At 32.8% G+C, this 20,506-nt stretch carries 16 protein-coding genes; 9 read left to right on the top strand and 7 right to left on the bottom strand.

What is annotated here, in order from left to right; all coding sequences use genetic code 11:
* Nucleotides 1–31: 31 nt before the first annotated feature.
* Nucleotides 32–358, bottom strand: coding sequence for a YegP family protein (locus B3M86_RS01240; RefSeq protein ID WP_291061221.1), 327 nt, complete (start codon nt 356–358; stop codon nt 32–34).
* A 129-nt stretch (nt 359–487) separates the two neighbouring features.
* Entirely contained in the window at nt 488–2,437 is a 1,950-nt protein-coding gene (locus B3M86_RS01235) for a KUP/HAK/KT family potassium transporter (protein ID WP_291075647.1), read from the bottom strand.
* Nucleotides 2,438–2,762: 325 nt separating this feature from the next.
* On the opposite strand from B3M86_RS01235, the gene B3M86_RS01230 reads away from it, so the two are divergent.
* From B3M86_RS01230 to B3M86_RS01200, 7 genes are all read left to right on the top strand, one after another.
* Nucleotides 2,763–3,224, top strand: coding sequence for a MarR family winged helix-turn-helix transcriptional regulator (locus B3M86_RS01230; protein WP_038336958.1), 462 nt, complete (start codon nt 2,763–2,765; stop codon nt 3,222–3,224).
* Nucleotides 3,208–5,607, top strand: a complete 2,400-nt coding sequence (locus B3M86_RS01225) for a 3-hydroxyacyl-CoA dehydrogenase/enoyl-CoA hydratase family protein (protein ID WP_291075645.1) — start codon at nt 3,208–3,210, stop codon at nt 5,605–5,607. Before B3M86_RS01230 ends, B3M86_RS01225 begins: the two co-directional genes overlap by 17 nt.
* A gap of 39 nt (nt 5,608–5,646) precedes the next feature.
* Nucleotides 5,647–5,997, top strand: coding sequence for a four helix bundle protein (locus tag B3M86_RS01220; RefSeq protein WP_291075643.1), 351 nt, complete (start codon nt 5,647–5,649; stop codon nt 5,995–5,997).
* 53 nt (nt 5,998–6,050) lie between these two features.
* Nucleotides 6,051–7,232 (top strand): thiolase family protein, encoded by a 1,182-nt coding sequence (locus tag B3M86_RS01215; RefSeq protein WP_291075641.1) that lies wholly within the window; start codon nt 6,051–6,053, stop codon nt 7,230–7,232.
* 80 nt (nt 7,233–7,312) lie between these two features.
* Entirely contained in the window at nt 7,313–9,115 is a 1,803-nt protein-coding gene (locus B3M86_RS01210; RefSeq protein ID WP_291051831.1) for an acyl-CoA dehydrogenase family protein, read from the top strand.
* A 494-nt stretch (nt 9,116–9,609) separates the two neighbouring features.
* Nucleotides 9,610–10,290: an SIR2 family NAD-dependent protein deacylase gene (locus B3M86_RS01205; RefSeq protein WP_291075639.1), complete on the top strand. Its 681-nt coding sequence runs from the start codon at nt 9,610–9,612 to the stop codon at nt 10,288–10,290.
* 39 nt (nt 10,291–10,329) lie between these two features.
* Nucleotides 10,330–11,463, top strand: coding sequence for a M28 family peptidase (locus B3M86_RS01200; RefSeq protein WP_291074918.1), 1,134 nt, complete (start codon nt 10,330–10,332; stop codon nt 11,461–11,463).
* Between the two features lie 1,011 nt (nt 11,464–12,474).
* Here B3M86_RS01200 and B3M86_RS01195 read toward each other — a convergent pair.
* The gene (locus B3M86_RS01195; RefSeq protein WP_291075637.1) at nt 12,475–13,572 is read right to left on the bottom strand and encodes a hypothetical protein; all 1,098 of its coding nucleotides are present in this window, start codon (nt 13,570–13,572) and stop codon (nt 12,475–12,477) included.
* Nucleotides 13,573–13,574: 2 nt separating this feature from the next.
* The gene (locus B3M86_RS01190; protein ID WP_291075635.1) at nt 13,575–14,357 is read right to left on the bottom strand and encodes an RNA polymerase sigma factor; all 783 of its coding nucleotides are present in this window, start codon (nt 14,355–14,357) and stop codon (nt 13,575–13,577) included.
* Nucleotides 14,358–16,235: 1,878 nt separating this feature from the next.
* Between B3M86_RS01190 and B3M86_RS01185 the strand changes: the two genes are divergently transcribed.
* The gene (locus tag B3M86_RS01185; RefSeq protein ID WP_291046845.1) at nt 16,236–16,583 is read left to right on the top strand and encodes a helix-turn-helix domain-containing protein; all 348 of its coding nucleotides are present in this window, start codon (nt 16,236–16,238) and stop codon (nt 16,581–16,583) included.
* 21 nt (nt 16,584–16,604) lie between these two features.
* Here the strand turns inward: B3M86_RS01185 and B3M86_RS01180 are convergent, their stop codons facing one another.
* Nucleotides 16,605–17,444 (bottom strand): tyrosine-type recombinase/integrase, encoded by an 840-nt coding sequence (locus B3M86_RS01180; RefSeq protein ID WP_291069030.1) that lies wholly within the window; start codon nt 17,442–17,444, stop codon nt 16,605–16,607.
* A 181-nt stretch (nt 17,445–17,625) separates the two neighbouring features.
* Between B3M86_RS01180 and B3M86_RS01175 the strand changes: the two genes are divergently transcribed.
* Complete coding sequence (locus B3M86_RS01175) at nt 17,626–18,150, top strand: hypothetical protein (RefSeq protein ID WP_291069028.1); 525 nt, start codon at nt 17,626–17,628, stop codon at nt 18,148–18,150.
* 231 nt (nt 18,151–18,381) lie between these two features.
* Here B3M86_RS01175 and B3M86_RS01170 read toward each other — a convergent pair whose 3' ends face one another.
* Nucleotides 18,382–19,479, bottom strand: a complete 1,098-nt coding sequence (locus B3M86_RS01170; protein ID WP_038335828.1) for an IS91 family transposase — start codon at nt 19,477–19,479, stop codon at nt 18,382–18,384.
* Entirely contained in the window at nt 19,458–20,246 is a 789-nt protein-coding gene (locus B3M86_RS01165) for a tyrosine-type recombinase/integrase (RefSeq protein WP_414646986.1), read from the bottom strand. Before B3M86_RS01165 ends, B3M86_RS01170 begins: the two co-directional genes overlap by 22 nt.
* Between the last annotated feature and the right edge of the window lie 260 nt (nt 20,247–20,506).

The raw sequence follows: 20,506 nt of genomic DNA, 5'->3' as shown, positions 1-20,506 counted from the left end.
CAAGGCTTCAGCTTTTTATAATGGTTTGTAATTAACCTTCTACTTCTTTTACTTCTGCATCAGCAGCGTTTGTTTTTACAGAAGCAATTCCATTTTTAGCACCAGATTCAGTTTCGTACGATTGGCTTGTTCCAATTACTTGCCCATTTGTTGCCTTTAAATTGAAATGCCATTTACCCGAAGAACCTTCTTTTAATTCGTATTTAGAATCATCTTGAGAATTTTTGCGAACAGATTCAATTCCATTTTCGCAACTTGCTTTTTGTTTATAACCTTCGCTCGCCAAAATAATTTGTCCATTTTTAGCTTTCAAACGAAAACGATATTCTCCTGCTTTGTCTTGATAAATTTCGAACATAATTTAATTTTTTATAAATATTTTATCTTGTTGATTTTTATAAATTTATAAAAATTATTTGATAATTATCAATCTATAAAATATTTCCAAAAAAAATCCTGAAAATAATTTTTCAGGATTTCTATTCTTTTATTGAATTCTTTTTAAATCGTCAATATTATGTTTGTGCATATAAAGAGGAATGTGTTCTACAACAACGTCGTTCTTCTCTAGACCAAAAGATTTCGGAATGTTGAATTCTATTTTCTTTAAAAGATAATAAATTTTCAGTGTGAAAAATTCTTTCATACTTAATTTGGTTTCAATTGAAGGGAATTTTTCAATCAAAATAAATTTCATATCAGGATCTTGATTGTATTTTTTCAAACATGTACTCAAATATTTTAACTCTAATTCTCCATTTGCATACATATCGTTAATTACTTTTTTGATATATTGTTCTGTTTTTGGCTGAACTCTAAATCCTACATTAAATGTAATTCGATATATTTTTTGATCGACAATTGGCAATATTTTATAACTCAACGTATAGGGTTCACTATCTCGGTTAATGTTTACAAACCAATAGACATCTGCACGTTTTGGGCGTTTTGATAAAATAGATTGAATGCTATATTTTTCGATATTTTTTGGATTCGTAGATTTCGTTAAGTAAAATAAGAAAGTAGAGTATTTATTGATTGTTTTATCTTCGCTCAATTCTGTTAATACATTTGCGTAGCGCTTTATTTTAACGAATTCTAAGTTTCGTGAATTAAGGATTTTTCCGTAAAAACTACAATACATTATTACAAAGAACAACCATCCCATTAATAATGCTAAATAGCCACCATCAACAAATTTGACAACATTTGCTACGAAGAAAGAAGATTCTATCGCTACGAATATCGACAAAATTGCCACAATAAATACTTTGTTGAATTTTGTATAATAATTAAGGTAATAGGATAACAAGAAAGTCGTCATTAACATGGTAACCGTTATGGCAAGACCGTAGGCGGCTTCCATATGGGACGAATCTCGGAAATATAGAACGATAAAGACACAGCCAGCCCATAACATAAAATTGATTGTAGGAATATAAACTTGGCTTTTGTGTTCGTTTGGTTGAATAATTAATGTTCTTGGCCAGAAACCTAAGTTGATCGCTTCATTGATTAATGTAAAAGATCCTGTAATCAAAGCTTGTGATGCAATAATAGCTGCACCTGTGGCAATACAAATTCCAGGGATCAAGAACCAATCTGGCATCATTTCGTAGAAAGGATTTCTACCGTCTAACATAGGGTTGTCTTGGTGCATTAACCAAGCTGCTTGCCCTAAATAGTTTGTTACTAAACAAATTTTAACGTACAACCAACTAATTCTAATGTTTTTTCGACCACAATGTCCTAAATCGGAGTATAATGCCTCAGCACCTGTTGTACACAAGAATACAGCGCCAAGAATCCAGAATCCGTGAGGATAATTCATTAACAAGTTATACGCGTAATAAGGGTTTAATGCTTTGATGATACTTGGATGATGTACGATATGTAAAACTCCTAAGCCTAGAAGCATTGTAAACCAAAGAACCATAAATGGTCCAAATATTTTTCCTACTTTATTTGTTCCAAATCGTTGGAAGAAAAATAACACCGAAAGGATAAAGATTACAATAGGTATGGTAGGTAGATTTTCGAGTCCGTTTAGCATTCGTAGTCCTTCAACAGCAGAAGAGACGGAAACGGGAGGAGTGATAATTCCATCGGCGAGCAAAGCAGAAGCTCCAATGATGGTTGGAATAATTAGGTTTTTACCTTTTTTCTTGATTAATGAATACAAAGAAAAAATTCCTCCTTCGCCATCATTATCCGCTTTTAGTGTCAACCATACATATTTGATAGAAGTCTGAAAACACAAAGTCCAAAAAACACATGATACGCCTCCGTAGACAATGCTCTCTTCAATCACGCGATTCTCGCCAATTATCGCTTTCATTACATATAAAGGACTTGTTCCAATATCACCGTAAATGATTCCAAATGCGATTAATAGCGTTGCCGCTGTTACTTTGTTCATCGTATGGTTTGATTCCATAAGCAGTATTTTAAAATTTCTACGAATGTATGTCGTTGAAAAGAGATTAAACAATCTTATTTATTTATAATATAAAACCAACATTATATCTATTTTCGATATTAATTATAGCGTATTTTTACACCACTACAATCGCTTTTTTAGCGATGGAATAAATTTAAGTATTATTTAATCATACTATTTATTTTATTAATCATAATTTAAAGTTACATTTCATTGAGAAATAGTAAATTGAATCATTATTTGTTAAACAAAATTAAATTTTAAAACTTTGTTATGCTTGCATAATAAAAAAAGATTATATTTGTTAGACATACACTAAAATATGTTAAGAGAAGATTTAACGATAGATTATTTATTGCGTTCAACATGGTTGTCAGTTCAGAAAATGTATAATGAGCAAGCTGGTGCTTACGATTCCACAATGGTGTATGCCTTTACATTATTATCAATAGATCCGAAAGGAGGTACGCCAAGTACGTCGCTAGGACCAAAGATGGGAATAGAGCCAACAAGCTTGTCGAGAACATTAAAAAACTTAGAAGCAAGAAATTTTATCGTTCGAAAACCAAATCCAGAAGATGGGAGAAGTGTGTTGATCACTTTGACTGAAGAAGGATTAAGAATGAGAGATATTTCAAAACATTTTGTTTTGCAATTTAATGAATCAATTAATAATCATATCGATCCAGAGAAAATGCAAATTTTCTTGGAAGTGATTTATAAGATTAACCAATTAATATCGGACAAAAAAATATTTAAAAACAATTATGAGAAGACACGTTAAACACGTAACTGTATTAGGATCAGGAGTAATGGGTTCTGGTATTGCATGTCATTTTGCAAATATCGGAGTCGAAGTCTTGATGTTAGATATGGTTCCTCGCGAGCTTACACCACAAGAGCAAGCGAAAGGACTTACTTTAGAGAGTAAAGTAGTTCGTAACAGAACTGCTCAAACTCACTTAGATGCTGCTTTAAAAAGCAATCCTTCACCAATTTATGACAAAGCATTTGCTTCTCGTATAACTGTGGGGAATTTTGATGATGATTTCGAGAAGATTAAAAACTCGGATTGGGTAATAGAGGTTGTGATCGAAAGATTGGATATTAAACAATCAATTTTCGAGCGTGTAGATAACTTCCGAAAACCAGGAACTTTAGTCACATCTAATACTTCTGGTATTCCAATTCATTTGATGGCTGAAGGTCGTTCAGAAGATTTTCAGAAACATTTCTGCGGAACGCATTTCTTCAATCCGCCACGTTACTTAAAATTATTCGAAATTATTCCAACTCCTCAAACTGACCAATCTGTTGTTGAGTTTTTACAAAATTATGCCTCATTATTCTTAGGTAAAACTCCAGTTTTATGTAAAGATACTCCAGGTTTTATCGGAAATAGAGTAGGAGTTTACTCGATGGCGAAAGTGATGGAATTGGCGCAAGAAATTGGATTAACGATCGAAGAAGTTGATACCTTAACAGGTTCTATTTTAGGTCGTCCAAAAACGGGAACATTCAAATTGGGTGATTTGGTTGGTTTGGATACAGCATATAATGTAACAAAAGGTTTACAGCAAAATGCGCCAAATGACGAAATGATTCAAGGTTTGAAAGATTCTAAATTCTTGGATTTCTTAATCGAGAATAAATTCTTAGGAGATAAAACAAAAAAAGGTTTCTATTACAAAGAAATTGACAAAGACGGAAATACAAACCGTTTTGCCTTAAATCTTGATACATTAGAGTATCGTCCAATGGAACGCGCAAAAGTTGCCGCTGTAGAAACTGCTAAAAATGCAGGATCTATGCGTAATAAATTAGGTGTTTTATTGAAAGATTCTGGTAAAGCTGGAGAATTAATCCGCAAACATTTTGCTTCATTATTCGCTTATGTTTCTCAACGTGTTCCAGAAATTACAGATGTACTTTATCCAATTGATGATGCTTTAAAAACAGGTTACGCTTGGAAATATGGTCCATTTGAAACATGGGATTTAGTTGGATTACAAAACGGAATACAATTAGTAGAGTCAGAAGGTTTCAAGGTTTCGGATTGGGTAAAAGAATTAGCAGCAACTGGTGCAGATTCTTTTTATAAAATCGAAAATGGTAAGAAATTATTCTATAATCAATCATCAAAACAATTCGAATTAATTCCTGGTCAAGATGCATTCATTATTTTAGATAACATTAGAAAAACGAATGAAATCTGGTCAAACCAAGAAACATCTATTCAAGATTTAGGTGATGGAATCATCAATATTGAGTTCCGTTCTAAAATGAATTCTCTTGGAGGAGGAGTTTTACAAGGAATCAATAAAGGAATTGAGTTAGCAGAAAAAGATTATCGTGGAGTTGTAATTGGGAACCAAGGAGACAATTTCTCTGTTGGAGCTAATTTGGCAATGATTATGATGATGGCTGCTGAGCAAGATTGGTGGGAATTGAACATGGCAATCAAAATGTTCCAAGATACAATGATGCGTGTTCGTTATTCATCTATTCCAGTTGTTGTTGCTCCTCATGGAATGACGCTTGGTGGAGGTTGCGAAATGTCAATGCATGCGGATAAGATTGTAGCTGCTGCCGAAACTTACATTGGTTTGGTTGAGGTTGGAGTTGGATTAATCCCAGGTGGTGGAGGTTCGAAAGAATTTGCGCGCCGTGCAACTGAATTTGCTTTAAAAGATGATGTAAAAGTAAATCATTTACGTGATAATTTCATGAATATCGCAACTGCGAAAGTGGCGACTTCAGCTTATGAAGCGAAGAATATGGGAATTATTCGTGAGCAAGATATTGTGGTAGTAAATGCAGAACGTCAAATTGCAGAAGCGAAGAAACATGCAATTATTTTGGCAGAAGCAGGTTACACACAACCAATTCAACGTAAAGTAGAAGTATTAGGAAAAGAAGCGATGGGAATGTTCTATGTCGGAACAGATTCTATGGTTACTGGACGTTTTGCTTCGGATCATGATCGTTTAATTGCGAATAAATTAGGATATGTAATGACAGGTGGTAATTTATCTGAATCAACTTATGTTTCAGAACAATACTTGTTAGACTTAGAGCGCGAAACATTCTTATCTCTTTGTGGAGAAAGAAAAACATTAGAGCGTATTCAACATATGTTAAAAACAGGTAAACCGTTGCGTAATTAATCTTTGTATTAAGTAAAAAGTAACATGTAAAAAGTATTTATGCATGATTTTAAAGAGTTAATCGTTTGGCAAAAAACAATGAGTTTTACGAAAAGGTTTTATGAAATTACTTCAAATTATCCTAAGAGTGAGATTTATAGTTTGACTTCTCAGTCGAGAAGAGCTTGCGTATCGATAGCTTCAAATATTGCAGAAGGTGCTGGTAGAAATTCGAATGCTCAATTTATTAATTTTCTCAACATCGCTTTAGGTTCGTCTTTCGAATTGGAATGTCAAATTATTTTAGCAAGAGATTTAGAATTTATTCAAGTAGAGATTTCGGATGATTTATTAAAAGACTTAAAACATATACAAAATATGTTGGTTAAATTAATTCAGAACTATAATTAAATACTTTGTACATAATACATTTTACATTGTACAATCTAATAATACTTAAAAAAATGAAACAAGCATATATAGTTACAGGATATAGAACAGCTGTAGGAAAAGCGCCAAAAGGAACATTGCGTTTTACGCGTCCAGATGAAATGGCAGCTACAGTAATCAAGCGTTTAATGCAAGATTATCCAACTTTAGATCCAGCACGTATCGACGATTTAATCGTAGGATGTGCAATGCCAGAGGCAGAACAAGGATTGAATATGGCACGTCTTATCTCATTAATGGGATTAGATACAGACAAAGTTCCAGGTGTTACAGTAAACCGTTACTGTGCATCAGGATCAGAAGCAATTGCGTTAGCAGCTGCTAAAATTAGAACAGGAATGGCAGAATGTATCATCGCTGGTGGTGCAGAATCGATGTCGTATATTCCAATGGGAGGTTACAAACCAATTCCAGAAACAGATTTAGCAAAAGATCATCCAGATTATTACTGGGGAATGGGATTAACGGCTGAAGAAGTTGCAAAAGAATTTAAAGTTTCTCGTGAAGACCAAGATTTATTTGCATTCAATTCGCATCAAAAAGCATTAAAAGCAAATGCTGAAGGAAAATTTGCTTCTCAAATTGTTCCAGTTGATGTTGAATATAGTTTCTTAGATGATAAAGAAAAAGTTCAAACAAAGAAAATTGATTTTAAAGTGGATGAAGGTCCACGTGCGGATACATCAATCGAAGGTTTAGCAAAATTACGTCCTGTTTTTGCACAAGGAGGATCGGTTACAGCAGGTAACTCTTCTCAAATGTCGGACGGAGCAGCTTTCGTAATGGTGATGTCAGAAGATATGGTTAAAGAGTTAGGTCTTGAGCCAGTTGCTCGTTTGGTTGCATATTCTACGGTAGGTTTAGCACCTCGTATTATGGGAATGGGACCTTTGTTTGCAATTCCAAAAGCATTAGAGCAAGCGGGGATGAAATTAGAAGATATTCAGTTAATCGAATTGAATGAAGCCTTCGCTTCTCAATCAGTTGCAATTATGCGCGAATTGAATCTTAATCCAGATATTGTAAATGTAAATGGAGGTGCAATTGCTTTAGGACATCCACTTGGGTGTTCGGGTACGAAATTAACAGTGCAGTTGTTACATGAAATGGAAGCGCGTAAAGCGAAATATGGAATGGTAACAATGTGTGTTGGTACAGGACAAGGAGCAGCTTCAATTTTCGAATATCTAAAATAAAAATTGTAAAAAGTAAAATGTATTAAGTATGGTACATTTTACTTAATACATGATACAATAATACATCAAAACATAAAAATATGTCTACAAATCCAAATAGATTAATCGGAGGTCAATACTTAATCAAAGATGCCTCTTACAATGATATTTTCACTTACGAAGATTTATCAGAAGAACAACAAATGATTTTGCAATCTGCAAAAGAGTTTATTGATAAAGAAGTAGTGCCTAAAAAACACCAAATTGAGAAAAAAGATTATGCGTTGATTGAAGAATTAATGCGTAAAATTGGTGAATTAGGTTTATTAGGGATTTCTGTTCCAGAAGAATATGGCGGAATGGGAATGGGATTCGTTACAACAATGTTAGTGTGTGACTATATTTCAGGAGCAACAGGTTCGTTAGCGACAGCTTTTGGAGCACATACTGGAATTGGAACAATGCCAATTTTATTGTACGGAACAGAAGAGCAAAAACAAAAATATTTACCAAAATTAGCAACAGGAGAGTGGTTTGCATCTTACTGTTTAACAGAGCCGGAAGCAGGTTCTGATGCAAATTCAGGAAAAACAAAAGCTGTTTTATCAGAAGATGGTAAAGAATATATCATCACAGGTCAAAAAATGTGGATTACAAATGCAGGTTTTGCTGATTTATTCATTGTTTTTGCACGTATTGATGATGATAAAAATATCACAGGTTTCATTGTAGAAAAAGATAAAGCTGGTGCTGGATTCTCATTAGGAGAAGAAGAAGATAAATTAGGAATTGTTTCTTCATCAACACGTCAAGTTTTCTTTAATGAAGTTCGTGTTCCAGTAGAAAATCTATTAGGAGAAAGAGACGGAGGATTTAAAATTGCAATGAATGCATTGAATGTTGGTCGTATTAAATTAGGAGCAGCATGTTTAGATGCGCAACGTCGTATTTTAGATTATTCGTTACAATATTCTTCAGAGCGTAAACAATTCAATACGTCAATCAATTCGTTTGGTGCAATCAAAGAGAAATTAGCTGATATGGCTGTTTCTGCATTTACTTCAGAAGCTGGTGCGTATCGAGCAGCGAAAGATGTGCAAGATGCAATCGAAGATAATATGGCAAAAGGAATGCCTCATAACGAAGCGGAATTAAAAGGTATTGAAGAATATGCAATTGAAGCTTCTATCTTAAAAGTTTGGATTTCTGATGCAACTCAAATTTCTGCCGATCAAGGAATTCAGATTTATGGAGGAATGGGATATTCGAAAGAAATGCCAATGGAAGCAGCTTGGAGAGATGCGCGTATTTCGAGAATTTACGAAGGAACTAACGAAATCAATACCTTATTATGTGTATCGATGTTAGTAAAACGAGCATTCAAAGGAAAATTAGATTTAATGTCTCCTGCAATGAATGTGGCGAACGAATTAATGTCTATTCCATCGTTTGATGTTCCAGATTATTCAGAATTATTTGCGCAAGAAAAAGAAATCATTGCAAATCTTAAGAAATCGTTCTTTATGGTTGCGGGTTCTGCTTTGCAAAAGTTTGGTGCAGAATTAGAGCAACACCAACAGTTGATTATTGCTGCTTCTCGTATTATGCAAGAAATTTATATGGTTGAATCGGCGATGTTACGTGCAGAAAAAATTGCAAATGTAAAAGGTGCTGATGCGGCGAAGAATGCAGAAAAATTAGTTCAATTACAATTATTCAAATCGGTAGAAATTATTAAAACAGAAGCTACTCGCGGTATCGTTTCTTTCACAGAAGGAGATGAGCAACGCATGATGTTATCTGGTTTAAGAAGATTTACACGTTACAACGAATATCCAAACGTAGTTAACTTAAAAACTGAAATTGCAGATTTGTTAATCAAAGAAAATAAATACACTTTCTAAGTATATTTTAAATACAAATTATTTAAAGCAGTCAATTTATTGACTGCTTTTTTATTTTTAATATGTTGAAATATAATTTGGTATATCATTTGATGATTCTAGAGTAAGTACTAGTCTTTATATAAGTTAGTTGAGTTTTCATGGTACTTAAGTTTTAGTAGAGAAAGGCCTCAGTTGTTCCCAATTGAGGTTTTTTTATGCCTTGAGGTTAAAGTTTATTCATTAAAAATAAGAGAGTTAAGTCGATATTTCTTAATGAAATACTTTTCGAAAGAAATGATTTGAAGTAACTTTAATTCAAATTAATAACCCAAAAACAAAGCTTATGATAATTAATGCAGCAATTCTTACGTTGACCATGTTTGCAACATTTAGTATTATGTGTCTAGTCAAATTAGATGAATTAAAAAAAATAAAATAAAACAACAAAACTCCATTNNAATGGAGTTTTGTTGTTTTATAAAGTTATATTTACTTCAATTAATACATTCGAAATGAAAAAGAAGCTAATTGTTTTAACGGGAGCTGGAATTAGTGCTGAAAGTGGAATTTCTACTTTTCGAGATGCCAATGGTTTGTGGGAAAATCATGATATTATGGAAGTCGCTTCGATTGATGGTTATCAAAGAAACCCAAAATTGGTTCAAGAATTCTATAATCAACGTCGAAAACAATTATTCGATGTTGAACCCAATACTGCGCATCATTTCTTGAAAGAGTTAGAAAATGATTTTGAAGTTGTAATTATCACTCAAAATGTAGACGATTTGCATGAAAGAGCAGGTTCTTCAAAAATAATTCATTTGCATGGCGAATTGAGAAAAGCGCGAAGCGAAAAAGATGAGAATCAAATTATTGATTGGAATAAAGATATCAAACTTGGAGATTTGGCTGAAGATGGAAATCAACTTCGTCCGCATATTGTGTGGTTTGGCGAAATGGTTCCGGAAATAGAAAATGCGATTGATGAGGTTTTAAAGGCAGATATTTTGGTAATTATTGGAACATCGATGCAAGTGTATCCAGCTGCTTCGCTCAAAGATTATGCAAAAACAAATGTCCCAATTATCTATATCGATCCATCAGATACCTATACCAATTCATCTATTACGCATATCAAGAAAAATGCAACAGAAAGTATCGAAGAATTAAAAACTATTTTGAATAATTTTTAATCTTTTACGTTTTACTGTTGATTAATTAATTTAGAGAATATGAAGTATATATTTCTACCATTATTTGTTTTTTCTATTAATGCGGCTGCACAAGAGTTAAATCCGTTTTATCAATCGATAGTAGATCAAGTTAAATATGATTCTGTTCATCAAAAGCTACAAAAATTTCAAGATTTCGGAATCAAAACTGTCGGTTCTTCTGCGCATAATAATGCTTTTGATTGGTTGAAATCTTATTATATTGCATATGGCTATTCAAACATAGAGCAGCAATCTGTAAATGTTTTTGGAAATGTTGGAAATAATTTAATCATAACTAAAATTGGAAAAAAATATCCTGATAAATTTATTATCATCGATGGTCATTATGATACATTAAATGGACCTGGAGCGAATGATAATGGATCGGGAACGGTTACTTTATTAGAAATTGCTCGATTAATTAAAGATATCGATACTGATTATTCGATCAAGTTTATTCATTTTACAGGAGAAGAACGCGGTTTAATAGGAAGTCAGACATATGTCAATCAAATTGCAGTTCCTCAGAATTTAAACATTAAAGCTGTTCTGAATATTGATGAGGTAGGAGGAGTGGCGAATAAAGTAAATTCAACAATTGTTTGTGAGCAAGATGAAAGTAATCCAACATCAAATAATGCAGCTTCTTCTGATTTGACTAATCAAATGTCGAATATTTTTCCCTTGTATACAACTCTAAAAACTGAAATTTCGAATGCTTATAGTTCCGATTATATGCCTTTTCAGGCAGTTGGTTATCCAATAACTGGACTTTTCGAAAAGAATGAAACGCCCTATGCACATACTGCTCAAGATATAATAGCTAATTTAGATTTGAATTATTTGACAGAAGTAGCGAAAGGAGCTTTGGCGACTTTATTACATTTTTCTCAAGCACAAGAGAAGTTGACTACAACAGATCATACTATTTCAACTTTGCAAGTGTACCCAAATCCAGTAAAGAGAAACCTTCATTTTTCGCAGATTTTAAAACAACCTACAATTTCTATATATAACGAAACAGGAATACAGGTCTATGAAAAGAAGTTTCGAACAGCTGTTTCGCAGATAAATTTAGAACATCTTACTTCTGGCGTTTATTTCGTTAAAATAAATTCGAATCAACATAGTTTTAAGATTTTGAAGAAATAAATTGTTACTCCTTATTTATGTAATAAATTGACTTTTTTAGTTGAATAGTTACTTTTTTTGTCTAAATGGTAATCAACCTTTCGATACACGAGCACCGAACAAACCATACGCAATGGATATACAATGGATACGGAATCGATACAGCGTGGATACACAACCGATACAGAAAAAATGCATTTTAGTGCATACAACCTCCATTTAGGTTAATGGATAACCAATTAGGTTCATTATTCGTCACTTCTAGTTAATTTGTTTATCTAAGGGTTAATTTTACATCGTTGTTGTGCCCCATCAAGAAGAATACCGAATAAAAAATGAATATTCTAACCACAATAGAAACATAGGTTTTATTAAGTTTTACGTTCTACGCTTAACGTTTTACGGATTTTATCATTCTGAGTTTATTTCAGAATAGCATCAAATGATACTTATTTTAGAGGTTTGAATCGTCTTGGTCATTGTGCTGAATATCAAGTGGAAATACTGTTTTTGGTCATGTGTTCTTACGATTTAAATGATTCTCAAAGGTTATTTTGGTAATCTACTTCATTTTATATTTGTATTCAAAAAGTGATTTTGTGTTATTTCGAAGCCTTGAAAATTCCAGCCTCTCACAAATACATAATGGATTTTACTTAATACATTATAAATATTACATAGTACAACACTAAAATCTACTTTTTTAAATGAAATTTAAAGATTATCATTGCTCAAAAGACGAGTTTAAATTCATTGAAACTTTAAAAATGATATCCTTTTGTATTCCACTAAACATTTTTTTGTATAAAAAACAACTTGGCAATTATTACAACCCCTGAACTACAAAAATCTTTTACATACATTCTACTGCCACTATGTTGCCTTTATCCTGCCTTTATGTTGGGAGTATCTAGCAAGTATCTGTAGATGAAAAAAAATTGGCCCTTGCGTTATATATGTTGTTTATATTTAGTGAGTGTTTATTATCAACCTCACCTTACGGGTGTACAATCACCCTCAAAAATTATATTTTTAAGCTGTTATAAGCTCAATTCCTGCTTTATCTGCCTTATATTTTATTTTGGTCATCAGTTTATAATAACTCCAATTTCTCAGTACAAAATCTTCTTCTTTGGCCAGCTCTATCTTTTCTTCTTGATCCATTAAAATAAGTGTTCCTGCTTTATTATTTACACAAAAATCAATTAACTTTCTGCTGTAAACATGTAGTCGATGATGCACATAATTTTTTTCTACTTGACTCATTTTATCTAGCGCTTTTAGTTTCCTCGTTTTTCCTTTGCCCGATTTTGCATAAGTTGCCCCAATTTGTATTCGTTTACGGGACGCTTGTATCGCTAACCTTCGGTATAGAAACTCTTCTTTGGTTCCTATAGTAAGCCGAGATTTTCCTATTTTTACAACCAACGGATATTCTAAAGAGAGGGAAGCTTCTGCAATAATTTCGGGTTGTAATTGATGATTTTCTTTTTCGATCTCAACAACAGCTAACCAAAATATTTTACTTTTTTCTAACTTTATTTGTGATGTACAAAGTTTAATTTCTCCGCTTACCACTTGTTCCAATAACCTTTTATTACTTGTAAAATCTTTTCCCAAATAGGTTTTGAATGGAAGTTGAAACAACCGAAAACAAAAACATTTTTTCTCAGGATTGTAAGAGAAGCTACGTATACTTTCTGCTCCAAAAGGAAATGCCATATCTCGTTTGAAGTTTTTTAACGAAGCTTCTCCTTTCCAATATCTTTGAGAATCTTTGTTGTATGAACTGTGGATTCTATTATTTAAACAAGATAATATATTGGTTGGAATTTCACCTTTAAAACGGTCTGATAGCACACGATAAGTGGTACTCATTTGCGAATTTTTTAATATACCCTCTGCATCTTTCTTCTCGTCCATTAATTTATATTTAACACCTTCAGAGAGGTACAAAAAATCTTTCATCATTTCTTGTAAATACAAATGAGAAACAATCAAATTAGCGGCTTTAAAACATCTGTTTTGCCATCTATAAAGCTTGTCTAATGCCTCTTTGCGTTCTTCTTGAGTTGGTAAATCGATAAGTATTTGTATTTTTCGAGTGAGTATTAAAGTAGATTTTTCCATGATCAATAGTTTAGGGATTGAACTTTGTTTTGTTGAGTGAATTTATAAGCGACTATAAATTCATTGTGTACCTCTTTTTGAGACAATTGTAATGCTGAAGCTATTGTTGAAAAAGATTGTTTATGCTTACATCGAAGTTTTAAAATCAACGATTGTGTTTCAGATATTTGATTTTCCTTCTCTGCTGTAGAGACTGTTTTGGTTTTAATAATTAATTTATCTTGGTGACTTAAAATCTTCTTAAGATCATCAATAGCATGTTTAATTTCGTTACTCGTTTCAGTGATTCCTCTTCCCATTGCTTTAGCAATCGCTTTGTATTGAAATCCATGTTTTAAACAGAGTTCAATCAAATGCTTTCTTTCAGCACTTAATAAGGGTAATACTTTTATAATTTGATCAAAATAGTGCTGTTGTGTTTCTTGTTCGTTTAGGTTTTGAATGTTATCTGCGGGATCATATCCAGCCAAATAACTTTGATAATTCTCATAACTTTCTAGTGAACTTACAGTTCTAAAAAACTTATTCTTCGGTTTAGCATAATGCGAATAGCAACTGTATTTCATTACAAACCTTAAAAAGAAAAAGATATGATCAGGAGATTCCATCTTTTCGCGATATTCCCATAATTTTAGAAATGCATCTTGTACCAAGCATTCTACTACAAATTCATCCTCAATTATTTGTTTACCAAACCAAAAGATTCGTTTATTGTACCTGCCATAAATACGTTCGAAGGCAGTAGAATTACCTTTTTTTAATAATTCAAATTCTTTTTCTAGCATAATAAAGGTGGTTTTATTTATGTTTTACGTGATACGTATGACGTTCTACGTTTTTACATAGTTTTTAAATTCAACATTAGTTTTAAAAGTCACTCTTTTTCCTGTACATCGCGCCAACTTTGTTTTTGGGAAAGGGTTTTTTGTTTTTTATTTCAAATTTGTTCTTTACTTTCATTTTTTTGCTCATCCAAAAAACGAAACAAAAAAAGATGCCGACAGTAGTCTCTCAATGATTCAACTAAATAAATTATTTCCATAAAGTTGATAACTCACTTCGTTCAAACACCTCAACTTTTTTATTCCAATAATTTAGAGTTGAATTGCATTTCGATTCTAAATCGTCGGATTTTTAACTCTTTTTTCAATACTCAAATCCTTTTTTAAAACGGGCACTGAGGCATTCGAAGTGCAGAACCGTATCCAATATGTCATTTCGGGGTATTGAGAAATCTTTCTATCACTTTTTTATTCATAGCATATCTATTTTAATTATCGGTATTCACATGCCCTTCGGGGAAGAGAGCAAAAAAGTAATCAAAAAACTCTTGGCCGTAAACCTCTCTACTCAAAATGTTTTCACTCCACTAAAGATTTAAAAAAAACTATGGGCTAATATCTTTTTAACGTTGTACTCAAACATTTTCTTAACGTGAGAGTTTTAATGCCAGTTTCTTAATCCTTTTTTAATATTCAAATTCGTTATCACTTTTAACAACGGATTTTAGAGTCGACATACGATTTGCAGACGAGCTTCAATCCATTGAAACAAGCGTAAAAAAGATTAGTGAGCGTATGCGAAACATTTAATCTTTTTAGTGCGTGAAATGGTAATTGAACGTCGAAAATCGCGGTCTTGATTTTTTTTGTTCGTTTTTTCATCAAGGAAAAAACGAATGTAAAATACTTTCTATCACTTTTTTATTCATAGCATATCTATTTTAATTATAGGTATTCACATGCCCTTCGGGGAAGAGAGCAAAAAAGTAATCAAAAAACTCTTGTCTTTGATTTTCGACGGTCAAAATAAGTTTCAGCCATTGAATGTTTTAAATCATTTGCTACGCAAATAGTAAAACATTTTAACCATTTTCTTCAACTTTTTGACACTCGCCTCCAAATCATATGACATTTTTTTAATCCTTTTTCAAATACATAATACATTCTACTTTTTACATAGTACAACTCTAAAATCTCAATTCTCATATCTAACATCTAATCTGTACATCATACATTTAACTCATTACTTATAACTCATTACTTACAACTTAAATCAGGTAGTAGCCCCAATAAATTTGGAAAATGGCAATAAAGGGTTTACTTTTAATGTGCGAAAAATAAAAGTATAACCTAGCTGTCAAAGTCTCATTACCGAGGCTCTGATAGAGAGCGAGTAAAGAAAGGGGAACCTTTTCTTTACGTTCCGTTAAATGTTATAAAACGGAGAATTGTTCTTTAAAAGAATGGAAAAAACGAACAGACTTTGTCTGGAGGTTTTTTACGGATGAATTGAAATTGTTTCGTTCTCATTTTGTGTTGGGTTTTATGGAACGATGTTTCTCGTGTATGAAGAAATACTTGCAAAAAAAGCAAGGCGGCTTCACACTTTAGTACCGTGGGCGACCAAACCCAGCTTATAAACTCGAAAGTTTAAAAGTTACCCCTAAAGCATATGTGAAAACCGCCCATGCCGTATTACGAAAGTACAAAACTTTTGAGACATGGAGCGATTTCACGAAACTCTCGAGGTAAAATTGGTCGTTTCGATTCGAGATTCATCGTTTTAATTATGACTATTAAAAGTCTAATTATCAATTCGCTTATACAAATATAAACAATTTTAATTAAAACCCAATATGTTGGGTGATTATTTTTAGTTAAATGAATAAAATATTCGAATTTGAAACTACACAATTTGATTTTGATTTAATTAATCATGTGAAAAATCTCAGAAAAGTTAATAGGATAACTAAAGATGAACTAAGCCTAAAAATGGGGGTTGCTAGAAGCTTTGTTAGTAATGTTGAATCTTATACACAGCGACATAAATATAGCACCCGTCACATAACTCTTTTGGCAAAAGCATTTGGATATAAAAACATTGGAGAATTGTTAGATTTTCCAACTCCTAAATATGATAAAATTAAAGTGACTGTAGAGCAAACTTATAATGAGGCAGGCACTAAAGTATTGAAAAGTGAGGTGGTGAAGATTGTTGAGATAAAATAATGTGTTAGATTTTACAAATTATCACAAAAAATCTAAAGGACTTGGTGTCGATTTTTTATCAATATCTGTAATGTGCGTATAAATCATGGTAGTTCTAATGTCGTTATGACCTAATAATTCTTGAACTACACGTACATCAATTCCACTTTTTATAAGATGAGTAGCATATGAATGTCTTAATGTATGTACGCTGCCTTTTGATAAAACACCAGCTTTACTCATAGCATTTTTTAAAATTAATTGGACGCTTCTTTCGCTGTATTGATGCCCTTTAGCCCCTTCAAACAAAAAGTCTTTAGGTTGATAAACCTTATAGTATTCTCTCAATAATAGCAAAAGTTTATCTGGCAAAGCAACTATACGATCTTTGTTACCTTTACTTTGACGAATAAGAAGTAAATTACTTTCTGATTTTATATCTGCAATTTTTAAATTTATCAATTCGCTTAGTCGCAATCCACAGCTATAGATTATGGTAAGAATAGCTTTATGTTTTAAATTTTCTGTTGCATTTAATAAATTTCGTACTTCTTCTTGAGAAAAGAAAGTTGGTAATTTATTAACTTTTCGTTTCGGATAAAGATAATTTAATTCAATTTTCTGATTTTCAACTAATTCAAATACTTTTTTAATTGCTCCAACCAAAGAACGTTGATAGGAAACACTGATATTTTCTTGAATTACTTTTGTATTGATAAACAATTCGATTTCTGAAATAGGAATTTCATCTAATCTATTGTATTTTTCCATCTGTTCTAAGAAAACTTGGGTGTAACCACAATACGATTTTATGGTATTGTTTGCATATCGTTGTAATTTTAATCGATTTTGCAACGTTTTTAGAATCGTTTCGCTATCCATACATTCATTATTACATTTTACATCAAATTACTTCGTGATACATGAATATTATTTTAGTAAGTGTCTAATTTACAAAAAAATAATTATATTTGTTTTTAATTTTACGAAATGCGGATATAGTTGATTTTTTACGAAACAAAAGCTAGATCAGTTTCGTGAAAAAACAATGTTGTCCGCAATTTTGAAAAAAACCGTTCTAAAAAGAATTTTAGTGAAAATATTCAACACCTTTTTTTATATTTTAGTATTTTTAGCTTTGAGTTTTGTTCTTTACAACTCATTAACAACAAGTAATATAAAATTAGATAAAACTGAAATAATAACAGGTTCTTACAAATCGATTCATAGAAACAAACCTAAAAGAAAAGTAAGTGTTTCTTATAATTTGGAAATTGAAAACAACCCAAAAATTCTAAAAATAATTCCTGAATACACCAAATGTTTTAATTATCAACAGTTTATTTCAGACGTAAAACCTAACCAAAATATCGAAATTAGAATTGATAAAAATGCAAAATTTCTTTTTAACAATATTAAAAGTGTCGTTTCAATTCGAGTAAATTCAAAAGAATATATAAATCTAAATTGTGTAAATAACCAAATTAAAGAGAATAAAACTAAAATTCCTTTAATACTAATTGGTGGAATAATTTTGATTTTTTTAATAATTCTGATTCAGAAACGACTTGGAATAAAAATAAACTAAAAAAACTGCGTACAATAACTAAGCTTTCGTCTTGCCCGGAGGGCTAGAGATGAAAGCCCGTTGAACGGAACCGGAGTAGCTTTATGTATTATGGGGTTTTCGAAATGTGGCTTTAAGATATACAAGCAGTAATTTTAGGATTACTGTTTTTTTTGTGGTTGAAGTTGTATTTCTTCATGCGTTTTGGCTGTTTTTTTGTGCTTTAAACACAAATTCCCTTACCCGTAAAAGTTAATTCACAGAAGCAAGTTTGTTTCCGATAAGATACTTTTCTGGCGGACCTCTTTGTCCAAAAACGTGCAACGTAACCAGATTCCCCACTTTACAACAATAACATTTTCGATGTTGTGTTTTAGGCTCTACTAATGCTCGCGCAACGTGTAATTCTTCTTGTAACTGCTGTAGTTTGCCACGTTTCCAACTGCTGCTTAAAATTCCGTAGTGCCGTATGCGAACAAATCGTTTCGGTAAAACATGCAAGCTAAAACGGCGGGCGAATTCTTCGTTTTTTAATGTGAGTTGCTTGGTTTCACTTCCGTCTCTATAATCTTTATAATTGATAGTAACTTCTTGATGGGTTACATTTGTAATGCGATGGTTGCTAATGGCTACCTTGTGGGTATATCTACCCAGATACTCAATCACTTGTTTTGGGCCGCCAAATGACCGTTTGGCATAAACAACCCAATGCTTTTCAAACAAACTTTCTAAGATGTGCCCCTCGGCAAGCTTTTCTTTGCGTAACAACGCTACATATTTGGCTCGAAAAACCTTACTTAATGCTTTTACTGCAAACAAGTATTTATCGGTTTTTATTTTTCGTCTCCACTTGCCATTATTATCAATTCCGCCGCCTGGAACAATGCAATGCAGATGCGGATGCAAACTTAAATTTTGGCCCCAGGTATGTAAAATAGCAATCATGCCCAATTGCAAACCTTCGGTTTTGCCAAATTGAGATAAACTAGCCCACACAGATTCAAACAACAAGCGATAAATAATTTGCGGATGTGAGATCGTTAAACCGTTAAGCGTATCGGGCAAAGTAAAAACCAAATGATAATACGAACAAGGCAACAAATCTTGCGCGCGTGCCTGTATCCATTCTTCGCGTTTGTGTCCCTGACATTTTGGACAATGCCGATTGCGGCAGCTGTTGTAACTAATACTGATGTTTCCGCAAGCATCGCAAGCATCTACATGACCGCCCAACGCTGAAGTTCTGCACAACGTTAATGCCCTTAACGTTTTCTCTTGATGAACGGTAAAGTTTTGGTTGGATAAATCTACTTTTTGCAATACATGGGCTACTTCCCACTGCGGCTGCATAAAGCAAAAACGGTATCAAGTGGACTGTGTACTTTTTGTTGCTCCAATTGGCAAACATGTAAATATTCCATAGTGGTCTCCACCCGTTCATGCCCCATCAATTTCTGAACTTGAAGGATATTTACGCCATCTTCTAATAAATGCGTGGCATAGCTATGGCGCAAAGTATGCGTGTGCACATCTTTTAAAATACCTGCTTTTTTACTGATAGATTGAACTGCCCATTGAACACCGCGTTGACTGTAACGAGAATCAAAACCCTTGGCATCTTTCGTGTTTCCTGTAAATAAAAAAGTAGTGGGATGTTCGGCTGAAATATATCTTTTTATTCCCCGTATCAAATGATCAGATAAAGGAACATATCGATCTTTTTTTCCTTTACTTTGAACGATATGAAGTTGTTTTCGATCGAAATCTAAATGCTTTAATTCTATGTTCCGAACTTCCATACAGCGTAAACCACAGCCGTAAATCAAGCCAATTAAAACACGATGTTTTAGCAGTTCTGCACTTTGAAGCATCTTCCAAATCTCTTCTCGACTTAAAACAACAGGAAGCTTTTTCTCTTTTGGAATCGATGGTAAATGAAGATAATCGTAAGGAAGATTCTCTGTTTTTAAAAGAAATCGAAGTCCGTAAACCGTATGTTTAAAGTATGATTGCGAAGAACTTAAAGAACGTTGCTGCAGTTCAAATAAGTAATCTTTAACCTGCTCGGGATGTAATTCCGTAGGAAGAATTCCAAAATGCAACGCCATTGCCGCCACATGCCGAGAATAATTCTCGAAAGTACGCTGGCTTCTGCCTAAAATGGAAATATTTCGCTGAAAACGTTGCAGAAGTTCAGAAAAACCCGTAATTTCACTACAAGCGCGATTAATGTATTTGTTCGCTCTTAATTCCTCCGGAGATTTTTTTTAGTTACCATAGTATCAATTGTTTAATATTAATATACTAAGGTACGAAATCATCGCAGCGAAAGCTACTGGAGGTTTAGTTCAACAAGGGTAACTGTTGCACAACTCCA

The organism is Empedobacter sp. UBA6305, from assembly GCF_002440405.1.
GTDB classification, from domain to species: domain Bacteria; phylum Bacteroidota; class Bacteroidia; order Flavobacteriales; family Weeksellaceae; genus Empedobacter; species Empedobacter falsenii_B.
The sequence above is the reverse complement of the archived record's forward strand: the minus strand, read 5'-3'. Positions and strand labels throughout refer to the sequence as shown.